Source organism: Streptomyces sp. CNT360, from assembly GCF_000424785.1.
This window is the reverse complement of the sequence record NZ_AUKO01000018.1, coordinates 142,207-159,310: the sequence shown is the minus strand read 5'-3', so window position 1 is coordinate 159,310 and position 17,104 is coordinate 142,207. Positions and strand designations below refer to the sequence as shown.

General features: G+C 70.6%; 15 protein-coding genes. 6 read left to right on the top strand and 9 right to left on the bottom strand.

Going from position 1 to position 17,104, the window contains the following annotated elements; genetic code table 11:
• Positions 1–28: 28 nt before the first annotated feature.
• Genes H297_RS0116720 through H297_RS0116695 form a run of 6 tightly spaced genes read right to left on the bottom strand, consistent with a single transcriptional unit; the run spans position 29 to position 5,494 of the window.
• On the bottom strand, positions 29–1,009 hold the full coding sequence (locus H297_RS0116720) for an ABC transporter substrate-binding protein (RefSeq protein WP_027737998.1): 981 nt from the start codon (positions 1,007–1,009) through the stop codon (positions 29–31).
• A gap of 36 nt (positions 1,010–1,045) precedes the next feature.
• Positions 1,046–1,810 (bottom strand): amino acid ABC transporter ATP-binding protein, encoded by a 765-nt coding sequence (locus H297_RS0116715; protein WP_027737997.1) that lies wholly within the window; start codon positions 1,808–1,810, stop codon positions 1,046–1,048.
• Complete coding sequence (locus H297_RS0116710) at positions 1,807–2,862, bottom strand: amino acid ABC transporter permease (RefSeq protein WP_027737996.1); 1,056 nt, start codon at positions 2,860–2,862, stop codon at positions 1,807–1,809. Before H297_RS0116710 ends, H297_RS0116715 begins: the two co-directional genes overlap by 4 nt.
• Before the next feature lie 21 nt (positions 2,863–2,883).
• Positions 2,884–3,837, bottom strand: coding sequence for an ABC transporter substrate-binding protein (locus H297_RS0116705; RefSeq protein WP_027737995.1), 954 nt, complete (start codon positions 3,835–3,837; stop codon positions 2,884–2,886).
• Positions 3,834–4,370, bottom strand: coding sequence for a GNAT family N-acetyltransferase (locus H297_RS0116700; protein ID WP_027737994.1), 537 nt, complete (start codon positions 4,368–4,370; stop codon positions 3,834–3,836). Before H297_RS0116700 ends, H297_RS0116705 begins: the two co-directional genes overlap by 4 nt.
• Complete coding sequence (locus H297_RS0116695) at positions 4,367–5,494, bottom strand: LLM class flavin-dependent oxidoreductase (protein WP_027737993.1); 1,128 nt, start codon at positions 5,492–5,494, stop codon at positions 4,367–4,369. The genes H297_RS0116700 and H297_RS0116695 overlap by 4 nt, the downstream gene beginning before the upstream one ends.
• 782 nt (positions 5,495–6,276) lie before the next feature.
• Between H297_RS0116695 and H297_RS36765 the strand changes: the two genes are divergently transcribed.
• On the top strand, positions 6,277–7,329 hold the full coding sequence (locus H297_RS36765) for an amino acid ABC transporter permease (protein ID WP_051351907.1): 1,053 nt from the start codon (positions 6,277–6,279) through the stop codon (positions 7,327–7,329).
• A complete protein-coding gene (locus tag H297_RS36760; protein WP_078514185.1) occupies positions 7,326–9,338 on the top strand; it encodes an FAD/NAD(P)-binding protein in 2,013 nt (670 codons plus the stop codon). Before H297_RS36765 ends, H297_RS36760 begins: the two co-directional genes overlap by 4 nt.
• A 179-nt stretch (positions 9,339–9,517) precedes the next feature.
• Here the strand turns inward: H297_RS36760 and H297_RS0116680 are convergent, their stop codons facing one another.
• The 3 genes from H297_RS0116680 to H297_RS0116670 form a co-directional block, all read right to left on the bottom strand.
• Positions 9,518–10,129, bottom strand: a complete 612-nt coding sequence (locus tag H297_RS0116680; protein ID WP_027737992.1) for an HAD family hydrolase — start codon at positions 10,127–10,129, stop codon at positions 9,518–9,520.
• A 160-nt stretch (positions 10,130–10,289) separates the two neighbouring features.
• Positions 10,290–10,796, bottom strand: a complete 507-nt coding sequence (locus H297_RS0116675; protein WP_027737991.1) for a mycothiol transferase — start codon at positions 10,794–10,796, stop codon at positions 10,290–10,292.
• A gap of 130 nt (positions 10,797–10,926) precedes the next feature.
• Complete coding sequence (locus tag H297_RS0116670) at positions 10,927–11,829, bottom strand: LysR family transcriptional regulator (protein WP_027737990.1); 903 nt, start codon at positions 11,827–11,829, stop codon at positions 10,927–10,929.
• Positions 11,830–11,941: 112 nt separating this feature from the next.
• Here H297_RS0116670 and H297_RS0116665 point away from each other — a divergent pair, with 112 nt between their 5' ends.
• The 4 genes from H297_RS0116665 to H297_RS0116650 are packed head-to-tail and all read left to right on the top strand — an operon-like array spanning position 11,942 to position 16,972.
• Positions 11,942–13,432 carry an aldehyde dehydrogenase family protein gene (locus H297_RS0116665; protein ID WP_051351906.1) on the top strand — a complete coding sequence of 497 codons (1,491 nt, stop codon included), beginning with the start codon at positions 11,942–11,944 and terminating at the stop codon, positions 13,430–13,432.
• On the top strand, positions 13,429–15,168 hold the full coding sequence (locus H297_RS0116660) for a hypothetical protein (RefSeq protein ID WP_027737988.1): 1,740 nt from the start codon (positions 13,429–13,431) through the stop codon (positions 15,166–15,168). Before H297_RS0116665 ends, H297_RS0116660 begins: the two co-directional genes overlap by 4 nt.
• Positions 15,165–16,157, top strand: a complete 993-nt coding sequence (locus H297_RS0116655; RefSeq protein ID WP_027737987.1) for a membrane dipeptidase — start codon at positions 15,165–15,167, stop codon at positions 16,155–16,157. The genes H297_RS0116660 and H297_RS0116655 overlap by 4 nt, the downstream gene beginning before the upstream one ends.
• On the top strand, positions 16,154–16,972 hold the full coding sequence (locus H297_RS0116650; protein ID WP_027737986.1) for a hypothetical protein: 819 nt from the start codon (positions 16,154–16,156) through the stop codon (positions 16,970–16,972). The genes H297_RS0116655 and H297_RS0116650 overlap by 4 nt, the downstream gene beginning before the upstream one ends.
• Positions 16,973–17,104 lie beyond the last annotated feature (132 nt).

Here is a 17,104-nt window from a genome sequence, read left to right as displayed (position 1 = left end):
CCTGCGCCCCCGTCGGGGCCCGGACCGTCTACCCGGCGGTCCTGGGCAGCCCTGGCGGGTTCAGCTTCGAGGCGGTGACCGCCTCGTCCGAAAGGCCCCAGCGTTCGAGGACCTTGGCGTACGTGCCGTTGTCGATGACCTTGTTGAGGGCGTCGGCGAGCGGCTCGGAGAGGCCGTTGTCTCTTCTGGTGGTGGCGGCGATGAGGCCCTGGAGGCCGTCGCCGGCCCCGGAGACCGTGCCGGCCACCTCGGTCCTGCCGGTGGTGGCGGAGTGGTAGGACGCGGTCGGATGGGGGCCGAGATAGAAGTCGATCCGGCCGGACTGGAGAGCCAGGTAGGTGTCGCTCTCGTCCTGGTAGTACTTGACGTCCACCGGCTTGCGGCCGGCCTTCTTGTTCTCCTTGTCCCAGTCGAGCAGGAGTTTCTCCTGGTTGGTTCCGCTGCTGACGGCGACGGTCCTGCCCGCCACGTCCTTCGGGCCCGAGACCTTCAGGCCGCTGCCCTTTTTCGCCTCGAAGGCGACGTTGTCCTTGCGGTAGGTGGCGAAGTCGTACTTCTCCTTGCGCTCCTCGGTGACGGTGATGTTGCTGAACCCCGCGTCGTACTTGCCGCTGTCGAGGCCGACGAAGATGTTCTCCCAGGAGACCGGGTGGAGCCGCACCTTGAGGCCGAGGACGTCTCCGACCAGATGTGCCAGGTCCGTCTCGACGCCGATGACGGTCTTGTTGTCGGTGGCGTAGAAGGACAGCGGTGCGGCCGAGGAGGAGGAGTCGACGACCTCCAGCGTTCCTCGCTCACGGATCTTCTCCGGGACCTTCGCGGCTGTCGCGCCGACCTTGTCCGTGGTGATGCGGTGCTGGTCAGGGCTGAGGTCGATCTTCGTTTTGGCGCCCTTGGTGTCCGACACCTCCGTCCTGCCGCCTTCTGAGGGGTCGCTGCAGCCGCCGACCAGGAGGACGGTGGCGAGCGGGAGCGCAGTCGCGGCGCTACGGGCGACGCGTGTGGTCACGGTGGTTCTCCTTGCGGGAAGCGGCGGGCGGGTTGTTCACAGGACCTTGGAGAGGAAGGCGCGGGTGCGCTCGTGCCGCGGGTCGTCCAGAACAGCCGCGGGCGTGCCGTGTTCGACGACGGCGCCCTCGTCCATGAACACCACGGTGTCGGCGACCTCGCGGGCGAAGCCGATCTCGTGGGTCACCACGATCATGGTGGTGTCGGAGCGGGCGAGGTCCTTGATGACTTCCAGCACCTCGCCGACCAGTTCGGGGTCGAGCGCCGATGTCGGCTCGTCGAAGAGCAGCACCTTGGGTTCGAGGGCGAGCGCCCGGGCGATGGCCACACGCTGCTGCTGGCCGCCGGAGAGCTGCCGCGGGTAGGAGCCGGCCCTGTCGGCGAGACCGACCCTCTCCAGCAGCCCGCGAGCCGTCTCCTCCGCCTCCTTGCGGTTGCGGCGCAGCGCGGAGACGGGGGCCTCGACGAGGTTTTCCAGCACGGTCAGGTGCGGGAAGAGGTTGAAGTTCTGGAAGACGAACCCGATGTGGGTGCGCTGCCGCAGTACCTCCTTCTCCTTGAGTTCGTACAGCTTGTCGCCGAGCCGGCGGTAGCCGACGAGCTCCCCGTCGACGCTGATCCAGCCGCGGTCGACCTTCTCCAGGTGGTTGATGGTGCGCAGCAGCGTGGATTTCCCCGAGCCGGAGGGGCCGACGACGACGGTCACCTCACCGGAGCGGACCTGCAGGTCGATGCCGCGCAGCACCTCCAGCAGTCCGAAGCTCTTGTGGACGCCGTGGACGTCCACCATGACCTCACTCATCGGCTCTCTCCCAGGATCTTGCGGGGTACGACGGGCTGATCGCGCCGGGCGGCCGCAGCACGGACGGTGCGGGCGAGCCGGCAAAGGCGCTGCAGCGGGGTCTGCGGCGGGGTGCGGTCGGTGCCCCGGGCGTAGCGGCGCTCCACGTAGTACTGGGCGACCGACAGCACGGAGGTGAGGACCACGTACCAGGCGGTGGCGACCAGCAGCAGGGGAATCACCCGCCCGGTCCGTCCGTAGATCACCTGCGCCTGGTAGAAGAGCTCCCCGATGGACATCACATAGACGACCGAGGTGCCCTTGAGCAGACCGATGACCTCGTTGCCGGCCGTGGGCAGGATGGCCCGCATGGCCTGCGGGAGCACGATCCGGCGGATCTGCCGCAGCCGGGGAATCCCCAGGGCTGCGGCTGCCTCGTTCTGGCCCTGGTCCACGGAGAGCACACCGCCCCGGACGATCTCGGCGGCGTAGGCGGCCTGGTGGAGCGACAGCCCGATCACGGCGGCGCCGATGGTGCCGACGAGGCTGTTGCTGTCGACCGACCAGAAGACCGGCCCGAAGGGGATGCCGACGCCCAACTCCTTGTAGAGGGCGCTGAGGTTGAACCAGAACACCAGCTGAACGATCATCGGGATGGAGCGGAAGATCCAGACGTAGGTCCAGGCGACGGTCTGCAGCACCGGGCTGCGCGAGAGCCGCATGAAGGCCAGGACGGTGCCGAGCAGGAAGCCCAGCACGGTGGCGTAGGCGGTCAGCTGGAGCGTCAGCCACACGGCCTTGACGATCGTCACGGAGAGCACGTAGTCGCTGAACACCCCCCATTCCCAGACCGGGTTGGTGGCCAGGCCGTGCACGAACTGGGCGACCAGCACGAGCGCGGCGACGGCGGCTGCCCATCGTGCGTAGTGGCGTACGGGGACGACCTCGGCTGCCGCCGGGTCGCTCAAGGCGTCCGGGGTGCTCGTGGTTCCCGGCTCCGGCAGCGCCCGGGGGCGGGTGCCGCGTCGCGCCCTACCGGGCGGCGCGGAGGCCGAATCAGTGGTGGGTCCCATGGTGGCGTACCTGCTCGGTGGTCACTTGTGCTCGGGCGGATTGATGCGCGAGGTCTTCAGCGCGGACGCTGTCGTGCCCCACTTGCGGAGGATCCGGTGGTAGGTGCCGTTCTGGATCAGCTTGTCGACGGCGGCCTGGAACGCCTTGGTGAGCGGTGAGCCCTTCTTGAAGGCGAACCCCACGTCGAGGCGGTGGTACTCGCCGAGGAAGGTGGTGCGGGCAGCGGGCTGGGCGGCCTGGTAACGCAGCCCGTTGATGGTCGACATGACGGCGTCGATCCGGCCTTGTTGCAGTGCGGTGTGCAGGGCCCCGTTGTCCGAGTAGACCTTCACGTCGTACGGCTTCTTCCCCGCCTTGGCGCACGCCCGCTTGTTGGCCCGCAGCGTGGCTTCGAAGGTGGTGCCGGCGCCGATGCCCACCGTCCGTCCGCACAGGCGGGACAGGTCGCTGACCTTCTTGCCGAGTTCCGTGTTGCCCTTCCGGACAGCGAAGCCCTGGCCGTCGTTGATGTACGTGACGAAGTCGATCGTCTTCAGGCGCGCGCTGGTGACGCCGAAGTTGCCGGTGCCGAAGTCGAACTTGCCGCTGCGCAGCGCGGGCAGGATCGTCTCGAAGGAGGCGTTCTGCCGCTCCAGCTTGACGCCGAGCACCTTGGCCACTGCTTCGGCGATGTCGACGTCCTGACCTGCCGGTGCCTTGTCCGACCCGTTCGGGTAGTAGGCGCCCGGCGGAGTGCCGATCGATCTGCCGAGTTTCAGCGTGCCCGCCTTGCGTACGTCGGACGGCAGCAGGTCGGCGACCGCGTCCACCTTGTGCACGGCCGCGACGGGATCGTCGGTCGGCGCGGGTGAGGCCTGGGAACCGGCGGGCGCGGTCCCGCTGCCGCCCGAGCCGCAGCCGGCGAGCGCCAGCACGGGCAGCACCGTGAGGACGGCGAGGAGCCGGCGAGGGGTTCTGGTCGTGGTGCGTTTCACGGGGCGGGGGCCTTTCGGTCAGGTGCCGGGGCGGTGAGGTGTTTCTCGAAGGGCAGGGGGCCGATGGATTCCGGGTCGCTTCCCGTGTCGAACAACGGGGTGTAGCCGGTGGCCAGATACAGACCGCGGGCCTCGGGCTGGCGCGGCCCCGTGGTCAGGTAGACGCGGCGGTAGCCGCGGGCGCCCGCCTCCCGCTCCAGCTCGGCGATCACCTGGCGGGCGAGGCCGCGGCGGCGGTGGGTGGAGTGCGTCCAGATCCGCTTCAACTCGGCCGTCTGCTCGTCGTAGCGGCGGAAGGCACCCCCCGCGACGGGATCGCCGTCCTCCAGCAGCAGAAGCAGGACGCCGCCGTACGGGGCGGTGAACTCCTCGTCGGGGTAGCGCGCCATCTCGGCGTGCGCGTCCTTGCCGTAGCGCGTCGAGTACTCGTCGCCCAGCTCCCGCAGCAGGGGCCGCACCCGGGGATCGGACACGGGCACGTGGACGACTGCCCGTTCCGCGCGATGGACGGGCGGGTGTGCCGGCGAGGTCATCCGTGCACCGCCGGAAGATCACGCGTGCCCTGTCCGGCGCGTTCGGCGTCGCGCTTGGCGACCTCTTCGCGGACGAGGGGAATCACGTGCCGGCCGAAGTCGATGGCGTCACCGAGCAGGTCGTAGCCGCGGGCCGAGAGGATGTCGACACCGAGGTCGTAGTAGTCCAGCAGCGCCTCGGCGACCGTCTCCGGGGTGCCGACCAGCGCGTTGGAGTTGCCCGCCCCGCCGGTGGCCGCGGCGGTCGGCGTCCACAGCGCGCGGTCGTACCGCTCCCCCGCCTCGGCGATCGCGATCAGCCGCTGCGAGCCCGTGTTCTGCGGCGCGCCGCTGCGGTGGTGCCGAACGACGCCTGCCTCGCGCCGTTCGCGGATGGCGCCGACCGTGCGGTAGGCCTTCTCCCAGGCCAGTTCCTCGGTCGGGGCGATGATCGGGCGGAAGGCGACCTGGATGCGCGGCACGTCACTGCGGCCGGCGGCACGCGCGGCCTCCCGGACGGCGGCGATCTGCTCGGCGGTCTTCTCCAGGGGCTCGCCCCACAGGCAGTAGATGTCCGCCTCGGCACCTCCCGCGGCGTAGGCGGCGGGTGACGAACCACCGAACGAGACGGCGGGGCGGGGCTGTTGGACGGGGAAGACGTCGCTGACGAAGTCGTGGAAGCGGTAGTGCGCACCCTCGTGGTCGAAGGGCTCGCGAGTGGTCCAGATCTTCTTGACGATCCGTATGTACTCGCGGGTGCGCGCGTAGCGTTCGTCCTTCGTCAGGGTGTCGCCCTCACGGGCCTGCTCATGGTCGTTGCCGCCGGTGATGAAGTGCACGGTCAGCCGGCCCTGGCTGATCTGGTCGAGGGTGGCGAAGGTCTTGGCGGCGTAGGTGGGACAGGAGACGTTGGGCCGGTGGGCGAGCAGGATCTGCAGGCTCTCCAGCCGGGCGGCGATGTAGGCGGCGGCCGGTGCGGGGTCCGGCGATCCGGATCCGTAGGCGAACAGCACGCGGTCCCAGCCGTGTTCCTCGTGGGCACGGGCGAGGCGGAGCGTGTAGTCCCTGTCGAAGGCGGCGCCGGAGCGGGCTGTGGTTTCCGAGCCGTTGTTGGTGGCGGCGATGCCGAGAAACTCCACAGGCATGGGAGGGCCTTTCGCGGGGCGGTGGTCCGAAGGACGGCGGGCCGCCCGCACGCAGGCAGGGCAGGCCCGTCGGCGGGCGTGATTCAGGGAGCCGTCGGATGCGGCGGCGCCAGGAGCTGTCAGGGACGGCTGTCAGAGGCTGAGGGCAGACACCGGGCTGGTGCCGAGGCGGAGCAGGCGCGACGACGACGCGAGTGCGTCGGGATCGAACGGTGACGCTGGCGCGTCGGGAGTGACGGTGGAGAGCGGCAGCGTGCGCCCGGGTTCACGGCACCGGAACCGCACACAGGGGGATACCTGCGCGGGGAGCGGTGCTGCGAAGGGAGAACTCGGCCCGCGACGGGGACACCGAGGGAGGGATGGGCCGGTCAGGCGGCCCGCTGCCGCATCAGGCGCAACACGCTGCGGACCACACTCGACCGAAGTCGATGTGGTTGCGCGAGGTCAAGCGCTGCTGGGCGGCCATGGCCTTAATTGAGCAGAGCGAGGCACGGTTCGTCAAGCCGCGCCCGGATGCCGGACCTCCCGCCGAGGTGTCCCGCCGGCCCGCGGCACGCCCGGGATGACGCCTGCCCGACGGCACGTTGACAGACTCGTACTCCGTGCGCATACGATCGAAGACGGATCGGGCTCCGCCTCGTGCGGCGCCTCTCCGGCCGCGTTGAGGGACGCGGCGAGCGTGACGACGACATGACCCCAGCCGCACTGCGGCCGTGCAGCACGTGTGCTGCACCCCGTGCCGGCGGTCACTCACGCCCGCGCCCCTCCCCCGGAGCCTTTCGATGATCACCTCTTCCCGCACCACTGCGACCACCGCTGCCCCCACCCCCGCCTCCGGCGACGGTTCCGCGGAGCAGCCGGGCGCGCCCGTCCCCAAGGCCGCTGACGGGCCGGTGTCCGGCCTGCCCAAGATCGTCCCGCGTCGGCATCTCGGCCGCCGTGCCTCAGCCGCAGCCGCGCTGCTGGCCTTCGCCCTGGTGGTCCGCTCCGTCGTCCGCAACGACAACTTCCAGTGGGACGTGGTGGGCCGGTACTTCACCACCTCCGCCGTCCTCAGCGGACTGCTGCTGACCCTGTGGCTGACCGGTGCGGTCATGGTGCTCGGATTCCTCTTCGGCACGGTGCTGGCCGTGATGCGCCTGTCGGCCAACCCCGTTTTGCGCACGCTGAGTTGGGGCTACATCTGGATCTTCCGGGCGACACCGCTGCTGGTGCAGCTGCTCTTCTGGTTCAACATCGGGGCGCTGTACCCGACACTCGGCATCGGAGTCCCCTTCGGCCCGGAGTTGCTCAGCGTCAAGACCGTCAACCTGCTCGGTCCCACGCTCACCGCCGTCATCGGCCTGACCCTGCACGAGACCGCCTACGCGGCCGAGGTCGTGCGGGGCGGCATCCTGACCGTGGAGTCCGGGCAGACCGAGGCCGCCCAGGCGCTCGGCCTGAGCCGCCGCCGCACCCTCCGGCGGATCGTCATTCCCCAGGCCATGCGCTCCATCGTGCCGACCGCCGGGAACATGCTGATCGGCACCCTCAAGGGCACCAGCATCGTCAGCGTGCTGGCCGTCCACGACCTGCTCTACTCGGTGCAGTTGATCTACAACCAGACCTACCAGGTCATCCCGCTGCTGGTCGTCGCCACACTCTGGTACATCGCGGTCACCAGCGTTCTGAGCGCGGGCCAGTACTACGTCGAGCGGTACTACGCACGTGGCAGCTCCCGCGCCCTGCCGCAGACACCGCTGCAACGGCTGCGGGGCCGGCTCTTCGCAGTGCTTTCCCGGCTGAGTTCGCTGACGGCCCCCGACGCCCGTCCGGAGACCGGCGGCCGCCGGTGAACCCCGTTCCGACCGCCACCCTGGTCGTCGTGGGAGCCGGGCCACGCGCCACCGGGCTCTTGGAGCGCCTTGCCGCCAACGCCCCCGAGCTGTGGGACGGCTCCCGGGCCCTGCACATCCAGTTGGTGGACCCGCATCCGCCGGGGCCGGGGCGCATCTGGCGGCACGACCAGTCCCCGCTGCTGCGGATGAACTCCATGGCCCAGGACGTCACCCTGTTCACGGACGAGACCTCCACGATCGACGGACCGGTACGGCCCGGGCCCTCACTGGCCGAATGGGCGGCCCAGTTCTCCGGAGGAGGCCCGCGCCACGAGCCGCACGAGGAACCCACGGACCCGGAGGTGCTGGCCGAGCTGCGCACGCTGGCGGGGACGGACTTCCCCACCCGGCGCGCACAGAGCGCCTACCTCGACTGGGTGTTCCGCAGGGCGCTGGCCGAGCTGCCGTCCTCCATCACCGTCACATGGCACCGCGCCACCGCGACGGCTGTCACCGGCCCGCCGGACGGGCCGCAACAGGTCCACCTGGCCGACCGGGCCTCCCCGCTCACCGCCGACCTGGTGCTGCTCGCGCAGGGGCACCTGGGCTCCTCCCCCGCCGCTGAGCACCGCGGGCACGGCGCCTTCGCCCGCCGCCACGGCCGCTTCCACCTGCCGCCCGCCTTCTCCGCCGACGCCGACCTGTCCGGACTGCGCCCCGGTGAACACGTCGTGCTGCGCGGCTTCGGACTGGCCTTCATCGACCTGATGGCGCTGCTGACCGAGGGCCGTGGCGGCACCTATCGCACCGGGTCGGACGGTGACCTCACCTACCTGCCCTCCGGCCGCGAACCCGTCATCCACGTCGGATCACGGCGCGGGGTGCCCTACCACTCCAAGACCCGCTACGCGCTCCAGGGGCCCCGCCCCCCGCTGCCCCGCCACTTCGGCCCCGGGACCGTCGACGCCCTGGCCTCCGCGGGCCGCCCGCTGGACCTGCGTGCGGACGTGTGGCCCCTGATGGCCAAGGAGATCGGCTTCGGCCACTACCACGAGCTGTTCCACGCCCATCCCGAGCGCACCGCCCTGCCGTGGCCGGACTTCCTCGCGGCCTACGACCGCCTCGACTGGTACTCCGAGCAGATGAAGGCTCTGGTCGGCCGAGCCGTGCCGGGCGCGGCGGACCGCCTCGACTTCGAAGCCCTGGACCACCCGCTGACGGGCCGCACCTTCGCCACGCCGGGGGCCTTCCAGGACCACCTGCGTGACCACATCCTGCGGGACGTCACCCGCCGCGAGGACCCGGAGTTCAGCGCCGACCTCGGCGCGTTCTACGCCCTGCTGTCCGTCTACGGCCAACTCCCCCGCCTCGTGGCCGCGGGCCTGCTCACTGCCCGGTCCGTGGCCTGCGGGCTGGACGGCTGGTGGCGCGGCTTCTTCAGCTTCCTTGCGTCCGGACCGCCGGGCTTCCGGCTCCGCCAGCTCCTCGCGCTGTCCCGGGCCGGGATCGTGCACTTCGTCGGTGCCGGCATACGCGTCGGGACCGACGAGGCCACCGGCACCTTCACCGCCACCAGCCCCACCGTCCCCGGCCACACGGTCCATGCCACCGCACTCGTCGACGCCTACCTGCCCGGCCCCGCACTGACCCGTACCGAGGATCCTCTGCTGAGCCGGCTCCACCGGGCCGGCGAGCTCACCGAGGAAGTCGTCGCCGACGCCAACCACACCCACCGGTCCGGCCTCCTCGCCGTCTCCTCCCCCGGCAGTCACCTCGTCGATCCCTCCCTCGACGGCCCCCACCCCCGGCGCCTCGCCCTCGGCGCCCCCACCAACAGCCGGTCGATCGCCGCCTTCGCACGGCCCCGCACCGATGCACCGGCCTTCCGCCAGAACGACGAGGTGGCCCGCACCGTGCTGCGCGAGCTGGGCCGGGTGAGGCCCGCACTCACCTCCCAGGAAACCGGCACGGCGCCCGACCGCCACTGCCGCACCACCTCGATCGCCACTCCGGGGGCGGCCCCCTGACCGCTCACGCACAGGATGCGCACCGCCCGTGGCACGCCCCCAGTCGGCAGGGAAACGGTTTCGGCTTGGCGGTCGCTCCTGCATCTCGTGCCGGTGGGCATCACGTCATGCCGGTGGGCATCACGGCGCCACCAACTCGACGGGCCGCGACAGGAATTATGGGGATCGCTGTCCGCAGTTCACGCCGTCAGAGCGCGGACTCGGTCCCGCAAAGGCGCAAGCCCCTTGAAGAGGTGGCTCTGCATGTGCAGGGAACGGGCAGCCCGGATGTTGTCCGGGCGGTCGTCGATGAACAGGACGTGACCGGCTTCGGCATCGAGGGCTTCCAGGCACCAGCGGAACGCGGCCGGCTGCGGCTTGACGTGGCCGATGCGGCAGGAGAAGGCGCACACCTGGAAGCGGTCGAGCCAGGGGTGACGGTCGTAGTGGCCGGCGAGTTCCGCGGGAATGTTGGACAGCAGCGCGAGCCGATGTCCGGACCCGGCGAGTTCACCGAGGTAGTCGACCATGGCGGCGTCGACGGAGCTCCAGCTCGCGATGTCCGCTTCGACGAGCTCCGCACTGTGCCGCTCATCGAACTCGATGCCCAGCGTGTGGCCGACGCGCTGCCAGTAGTCGGCGCCGGTCACCAGCCCTTGGTCGTAGGGCGGGCGAAGTTGCCAGTACGCGTTCCAGAACTCCCGCTCGGCCGCACCGGCCACACCTGCGGTCCGGGTCAACCGCTTGCGGCCGTGGCCGGACTGGGAGTGCGCGATGACGCCGAAGAGGTCGAAGAGCAGGGTCTGCTTCATGCGGTCACACCGTCCTGACTGCCACACCCGCGGCGGAGAGGCCGCGGTCCCGGTCCGGATGAACGATCACGGCGATCGCTGAGCAATCGGCGCACAGACATGGTGTGCGGCATGTTCGCTCCCACGGAGCGATCGCTGCCAGCCGGGCCGCCACCGGCGCCTACTCGCCGACGGCTCCGTCGATCGCTTCGCGCAGCAGGTCGGCGTGGCCGTTGTGCCGCGCATACTCCTCGATCATGTGGGTGAGGACGTAGCGGAGCGAGATGGTCGCACCGCCGCAGTCGACGGTGTCGTCGACGGAAGCGAAGGATTCAGCGACAGCACGGGCGCGGACACACTCCTCGCGCCAGACCTCGAACGCCTCGTCCGCGTCGGCGTCCTCGACGTGGAACTCGGCCGACGCCCCGTCGACCTGCCCGGGCCACAGCGTGGTGACGTCCTCGGCGCCCAACGCGAAGCGGAACCAGCTGCGTTCGACCGAGGCCACGTGGCGTACCAGGCCCAGAAGGGTGAGCTCCGTGGTCGGGATCGCCTTCCGTTTCAGCTGCTCACCGGACAGCCCCTGGCACTTCATGGCCAGCGTGGCCCGCTGGTAGTCGAGAAACGAGGTGAGTGACGCACGATCGTCGGCGACCATCGAGGGGCGTGTGCGCTGCTCATCGTTCACCTCACCATGATGCCAAGGACACCGCCCCACAGGCCACCCTCCCGCTTCGACGCCGTTCACTCCCCGGTGCGGCGACGCGGTCCCGAGTGTGGACTGGACGCGCAACCCGACGCTCACCCGGCCTCCCGTCTCAAGCCTGGGCCGCCCCCGCGGGCGTGAGTGCCGTCGCCGTGGTCAGGAAGTGGCTCACTGGGGGGACGTCCTGACGGTCCGGATGACAGATGACGGAGACGGTGGAGAACGCGTCGGGATCGCTGAGTTCCACGTAGTGCAGTCCCGGCAGGTGAAGGGCGCGTAGGCACTCCGGCACGACGGTGACCCCGGTGTTGGCGGCCACCAGTCCGAGCAAGGTCGGGAACTGGAGGGCCTCTTGAGCCGCTTCGAGGCGGAAGCCCGCCCGGTGGCACAGGGCGGCGATGTGGTCGTACAGCCGTGAGACCTGGTGCCGGGGAAAGGTCAGGAACCGTTCCTCGGCGAGGTCGGCCAGTCTGATGGACGGCTCGTCGGCGAAGCGGTGCGATGCGTGGACGGCGACGACGAGCCGCTCGCGCAGCAGGGGCCGTACATGGAGTGGAGATGCCCGGTCAACCTCCCGCACGAGCCCGACGTCGAGCCGCCCTTCGGTGATGGCTTCGACTTGGGCGCCGGTGGTGCACTCGCTGAGTTCGAGGTGCAGGCCGGGCCAGGACTCCCGGAGGGCAAGCACCGTCTGCGGCACGGTGCTCAGTGCCGCCGAGGCGACGAACCCGATGCGCAGCAGTCCGATCTCGCCGTGTGCGGCGTGGCCGACGGCGGCCAGCGTGTGCTCGGCCTCGGCCAGCACTCTGCGTCCGTGAGTGAGGAGTACGCGTCCCGCGTCGGTCAGTTCGACGCGCCGGGTGGTTCGCCGGAGGAGGGGAGTACGCAGTTCCTTTTCGAACTTGCTGATCTGCTGGCTCAGCGCCGGCTGAGCGATGTGCAGCCGTTCGGCGGCACGGCGGAAGTTCTTCTCCGTCGCGACGGCCACGAAGTAGCGGAGTTGCCGTAGCTCCATTTCATTGATACTTGCAGCTTATCGAAGTGGTGGCAATAGATACTTCCCGGCGAGCATCCTGCTCCTTAACGTGCTCGGTGTAGCCGCCTGCTGCCGACCGAGGAGCACCGCCGTGACAGCCACCCGCACCCCCCTTGACGGACGAAAGCACCTTCGGCACCTGGTCGCCGGGGAATGGACCGACGGCGAGGCCGAGGAGACGGTCAGTCTCGACCCCGCGCACCCTGAGCGAGCGGTCGCCGTCTACCGCCCGGCGGGAGCGGCGCTGCTGGAGCGGGCAGTCGCCGCCGCGCAGGAAGCACAGCCGGACTGGTCCGCAAGCGGCCTCATACAACGCGGCCTGGTGCTGCGCCGGGCTGCCGGGCTGCTCGCCGACCGGGCGGAGGCGATCGCGCTGCTCATGACGCGCGAGCAGGGCAAGACCCTCCCGGAGTCCCGTGCCGAGGTGGGTGCGGCTGTGGAGACCCTGTACTACCACGCGGGCCGCGCGCGGGCAGCCGACGGCGCCACGTTCCCGTCGGGCCACCCGGACGAGGTGATCCGGACCGTCCGGCGTCCGCTGGGCGTCGTCGCGGCGATCACCCCGTGGAACTTCCCGTTGCAGATAGCGGCATGGAAGATCGCTCCCGCCCTGCTGTGGGGGAACTCGGTCGTATGGAAGCCCGCCAGCGACACCGTGGCCGTGGCTGTCGCCTTCGCGGAGGTGCTGGAGGAGGCCGGGCTTCCCGCGGGCGTGCTGAACCTGCTCCTCGCCCCCGGCAGCCTCGGCGCGGCCCTGGTGGCGCGCGAGGAGATCGCCGGAGTGACCTTCACCGGCTCCGTGCCCGTCGGGCGCTCGATCCAGGCGGCGGTCGTCCCGCGCGGGGCAAAGGTGCAGATGGAGCTCGGCGGGCACAACGCGGCCATCGTGCTGCCTGACATCGACCCGGCACAGGCCGCGGCCTCCCTCGTCGCCGGAGCCATGGGGAGCACGGGCCAGAAGTGCACGGCCACCCGCCGGATCATCGCGGTCGGAGCGGCATACGAGGCGCTCGTGCCGGAGCTGGAGAGCCGGGTGAAGGCGCTCGTGGTCGGCGACGGCCAGGACGAAGGCGTGGACATCGGCCCGCTGGTCTCGCCGAAGGCACGCCAACAGGTCGAGTCCGCCGTGCAACAGGCCGTGGCGGGAGGTGCACGCGTCCTCGCACGCGCTGACGCCCCCGCTTCCTCCGACGGCTGCCACTTCGCGCCGACGCTGCTCGCCGGCACCCCGGACCTGGCCATCTGCCGGGAGGAAGTTTTCGGCCCGGTCACCACCCTGTTGCGGGCGACCGATCTGGACGAGGCCGTCCGCATCGCCAACGGCACCGCCTTCGGACTCACTGCCGCGGTGTTCACGTGCGACGAGCGGGCCGTGCGGCGGTGCCTCGCCGAGCTCGACGCGGGCCTGGTCAAGGTGAACGCTCCCACCACCGGGTCGGAGCTGCACGCTCCCTTCGGCGGGCTGAAGGACTCCTCCTTCCCGGCACCGCGCGAGCAGAACGGCGACACCAGCGCGGAGTTCTTCACCTGGACCAAGACCGCTTACCTGCGGACGGGGACCCCCCGCGGGAGCGGGCAGTGACCGCCGCCCAGGGGACGCGACCGACCGAACGGCTCCGGCGGGCGCAGGAGCTGGCCCGCCCGGCCGACCAGGTCCTCGACCCGCTGGACATGGGGGCCGCCCGCTGTACGCGGCACAGCTTCGCGCGGTCCTTCCTGCGAGTGGCCGCGGCCCAGCGCTGGACCGTACGCCGTGAGGTCTGGAACCTCGATGCCCAGGGCAGGGGCGAAGCCGTCTACAAGGTGGACGCCGGCGGGCATGAACTGCGATTCGTCGCCTTCTCCACGGTGCTGCCCGAAGAGCAGCGCACCGACCGGGTGATCGCCGAGGCGTGGGACGTCACCGCGGCCTTGGTGGAAGGCCCCTGGGACGAGGGCCGCTTGGCGGGCCTTCGCACGCAGGTGCCCCGTCAGGAGGAGGGGCGGGCCGATGCCGAGACGCTGGTGTGGACGCGCGCCAACCGCAGCCGGCGGTTCTTCGACTACGTCGTGGACCGGCTTGCCCAGGGCCGTCAACCGGATCCGGCCGCGATGGGAGACGCGGCGTACGTCCTGCGCAGCACTGCTTTCTACAGCAACGGGAAGCTCGGGCTCGCCGACTTCGACCGCCTGGATGCCGGCCATCCCCTGCGGCCGCCCTACCGCGCCCAGATGCTGGCCGCGTGGCTGCTGCGCGAGCTCAGCTACGACCTGGTGGAGCACTGCGCGGCGGCGAGGAGCGCAAGCGCGGTCCAGCTCGCCGGCGGTTGGAGATGCTTCCTCGGGCTCGGCAACGCCACCGGGCTCGGCATGGTGCCGTACGTGATCAACCACCCGCAGGTGCTGGACGCGTGGTGCGCCGTACGGGAACTGCCCCTCGCCCACGCCCTGCACCAGCGCACATCGCCGCGAGACCCGCGCACGGCCCGGGTGTGCGCTCTGCTCGACCGCGCCCGCGGCTACTACCGCGAGCGTGACACCTTGGCCACGGAGCCGTATCTGCCCTGTCCACAGCTCGCTGAGCAGCTCGACGCACTGGCGGTGCTGCTGGCCGAGTACGTGGCATCGGGAACCGTCCGGGGGGAGCCGACCGACCGGGCCTGGCAGACGCTGCATGCGGCGGCCGAGGCGATCGGGCTGGAAGCCCGCGGGGTTCTCGACTCGGTGCTGGTCGAGGTCCACGACGAGCTGGACTCCGACATCGAAGCACTGCTGCGCTGCGACGAGTCCCTCCACGTGCGGCCGGCCCAGACCGGCGAAGAACTGCGCGGCATCGCACTCGACCGCTACGGATGGGCGAGGCGCTTCGACTTCACCGATCCCGCGCAGCAGGCGCACTTCTGGTTCTCCTCGGCGAACAACGAGGAACCCCGACGCGGGCGGCGGTGCAACGATCCCGGGGAGCAGCTGGAGCACCCCGTCGACATCGCGCGTGCGGTGTCCGCACTGCTGGACGACCTCACCGGGAGCGACGGGACGCAGACGGTGGCCGAGTTCCTGCTGGCCCACCCCTGGCACCGCGGAGCGGTCGCCAGGATCCAGACGCTGGCGAACCTCCCGTACGCGGAGGTGCGCGCCAACCTGTTGGCCGAGGACTTCCTCCCCCTCCATCTGCAACGGTTCCAGCTCGCGCTGTACGGCATGGACAACTACAGCCCTCAGTCCACGGACTGGCTGCGGGTCACGCTCTTCTCCGGAGCGCCCAGGGCCGCGGACGTCTCAGCCGGTACCGACCACGACTGGATCTTCACCCGCAAGCCCGGAAAGGATGCTCAGTGAGCTCACTCGACCACGACGACCTGCTCGTCATCGACGGCCTGCAGATCAACAACTGGGACCGCAAGGTCCTCCAGGAGCTCCGCGCCGGCGGCGTCACGGGGGTGAACGCCACCTGTGCCGTGTGGGAGGGGCCGGCCGAGACCACCCGGGCGATCGCCGACTGGTACCAACTGGCCAGGGACAACGACGACGTGGTCGTGCTCGCGGAGACGGCTGAGGAGATACGGGCCGCGAAAGCCGCGGGCAAGGTCGCCGTCCTGCTCGGGTTCCAGAACACCTCGCCGTTCGCGGACGACTACCGGCTCGTGGAGGTCTTCCACCGGCTCGGCGTCCGCGTCGCCCAACTCACGTACAACATCCAGAACCTGGTCGGCGGCGCCTGCTACGACGCGGAGGACTCCGGGCTGAGCGCGTACGGCCGCTTCGTCGTCGCAGAGATGAACCGCGTCGGCATGCTCGTCGACCTCTCCCACGTGGGCAACCGGACCTCACGCGACGCCATAGACGCCTCCCAGCAGCCCGTGGCGATCACCCACGCCAACCCGACCTGGTTCCTGGACCATCCGAGGAACAAGCCGGACGAGGTCATCACGGCCCTGGCCGGGCGCGGAGGCGTCATCGGCTGCTGTCTGTACCCCAACGTACTGGGCGGTGAACTGACCACACGGGAACAGTTCTGCACCATGGTCGCCCGTCTCGTCGACGACATCGGGCCCGACCATGTGGCCATCGGCAGCGACTGCACACGGAACTGGTCGCAGGACTTCGTCGCCTGGCTGCGCAACGGCCGATGGCGACCCGCATCCGCCAACCCGGTCGAACCCGAGTGGCCCGCTTGGCCCCAGTGGTTCGCGGGGCCCGCGGACTTTCCGGCCGTCACCGAAGGTCTGCAGTCGGTCGGCCTCGACGACGACACCCTCACGAAGGTGCTCGGAGGGAACTGGCTCCGGCTCTTCACCGAGGTCTTCGACTCCGCGGAGGCATCGTGACTCCCCTGACCACTGGCCGTGTCCGTCCTGCCACCCCGCATCCCGACGCTTCGGCCAGGAGCACGACGGGAGCGGACAGCGGCGCCCCATGCCGCGTCTCGGTCCGGGAAGTCCGCGAAGTCGCCTTCCGTGCGGCTCTCGCGGCAGGCGCCTCGGGCGGCGAAGCCGCCACGGTCGCCGACCTCACCGTTTCGGGGGAGATCCTGGACGGTGAGGGCGTCCGGGCGCTGATCGAAGAGCTCGACCACGTACCGCACGCTCGGGTGCCGGTCTCACGCGAGGGCGGAAGCATCGACGTCCTGCACGATCCGGCGGGCCGGGGGCCACTGCTGCTGGGTACTTTGGCAGCGGATCTGGCCGCGGCCGGCGAACGGCTGGTGCTGTTGTCAGGGCTGAGGTGGACGCGGGCTCTGGAATGGGTCCTTCTCGACTCCGCCGCCCGCACCACGACTCCGCTCCTCGCCACCGCGATGCGAGCAGACGGGTCGCCGGACGTCTCGGTACGGGCCACACCGCACGGCGCGGTGTACCGGGCAGGCCACTCCCCAGGCAGCGTCGCACGCGGCCCCCGCGCTGCTTTCTCCACGAAGATCCCCCTCTCGTGCGGCGAAGGCGTCCTGCTGAGCCGGTGGACCGAGGAGACCCTCCCGACAGGCCTCGCGCCGACCCGCAGCGCGGCGCAGCAGCAAGAACGCCTCACCACCGCGCGGAAGGACGGCCTGCACGTGGACCGTGACGTATGGTCGAGCGCCTGCGCCGCCGCACGCCGGTTCCTCCTTCCCGAACCGGCCGGAGCCGGAGTCCGAGCACCGTGAGGTCGGCGCCCGCACGCGCCACGGCACTCGACGCCACCGGTCATCTCTTCGGCCCGACCGGGTGCTACCGCGACAACCTGCCCCGGCTCGTCTCGACCTGACCGCCTGACAGGCATTCCGCCGCCGCTTCCG

What these genes read in the sequence shown, in the direction of transcription:
- H297_RS0116715 (WP_027737997.1), bottom strand. Translation starts at nt 1,810, where the DNA reads ATGAGTGAGGTCATGGTGGACGTCCACGGCGTCCACAAGAGCTTCGGA.
- H297_RS36765 (WP_051351907.1), top strand. Translation starts at nt 6,277, where the DNA reads ATGATCACCTCTTCCCGCACCACTGCGACCACCGCTGCCCCCACCCCC.
- H297_RS0116710 (WP_027737996.1), bottom strand. Translation starts at nt 2,862, where the DNA reads ATGGGACCCACCACTGATTCGGCCTCCGCGCCGCCCGGTAGGGCGCGA.
- H297_RS0116680 (WP_027737992.1), bottom strand. Translation starts at nt 10,129, where the DNA reads ATGAAGCAGACCCTGCTCTTCGACCTCTTCGGCGTCATCGCGCACTCC.
- H297_RS0116695 (WP_027737993.1), bottom strand. Translation starts at nt 5,494, where the DNA reads ATGCCTGTGGAGTTTCTCGGCATCGCCGCCACCAACAACGGCTCGGAA.
- H297_RS0116670 (WP_027737990.1), bottom strand. Translation starts at nt 11,829, where the DNA reads ATGGAGCTACGGCAACTCCGCTACTTCGTGGCCGTCGCGACGGAGAAG.
- H297_RS0116700 (WP_027737994.1), bottom strand. Translation starts at nt 4,370, where the DNA reads ATGACCTCGCCGGCACACCCGCCCGTCCATCGCGCGGAACGGGCAGTC.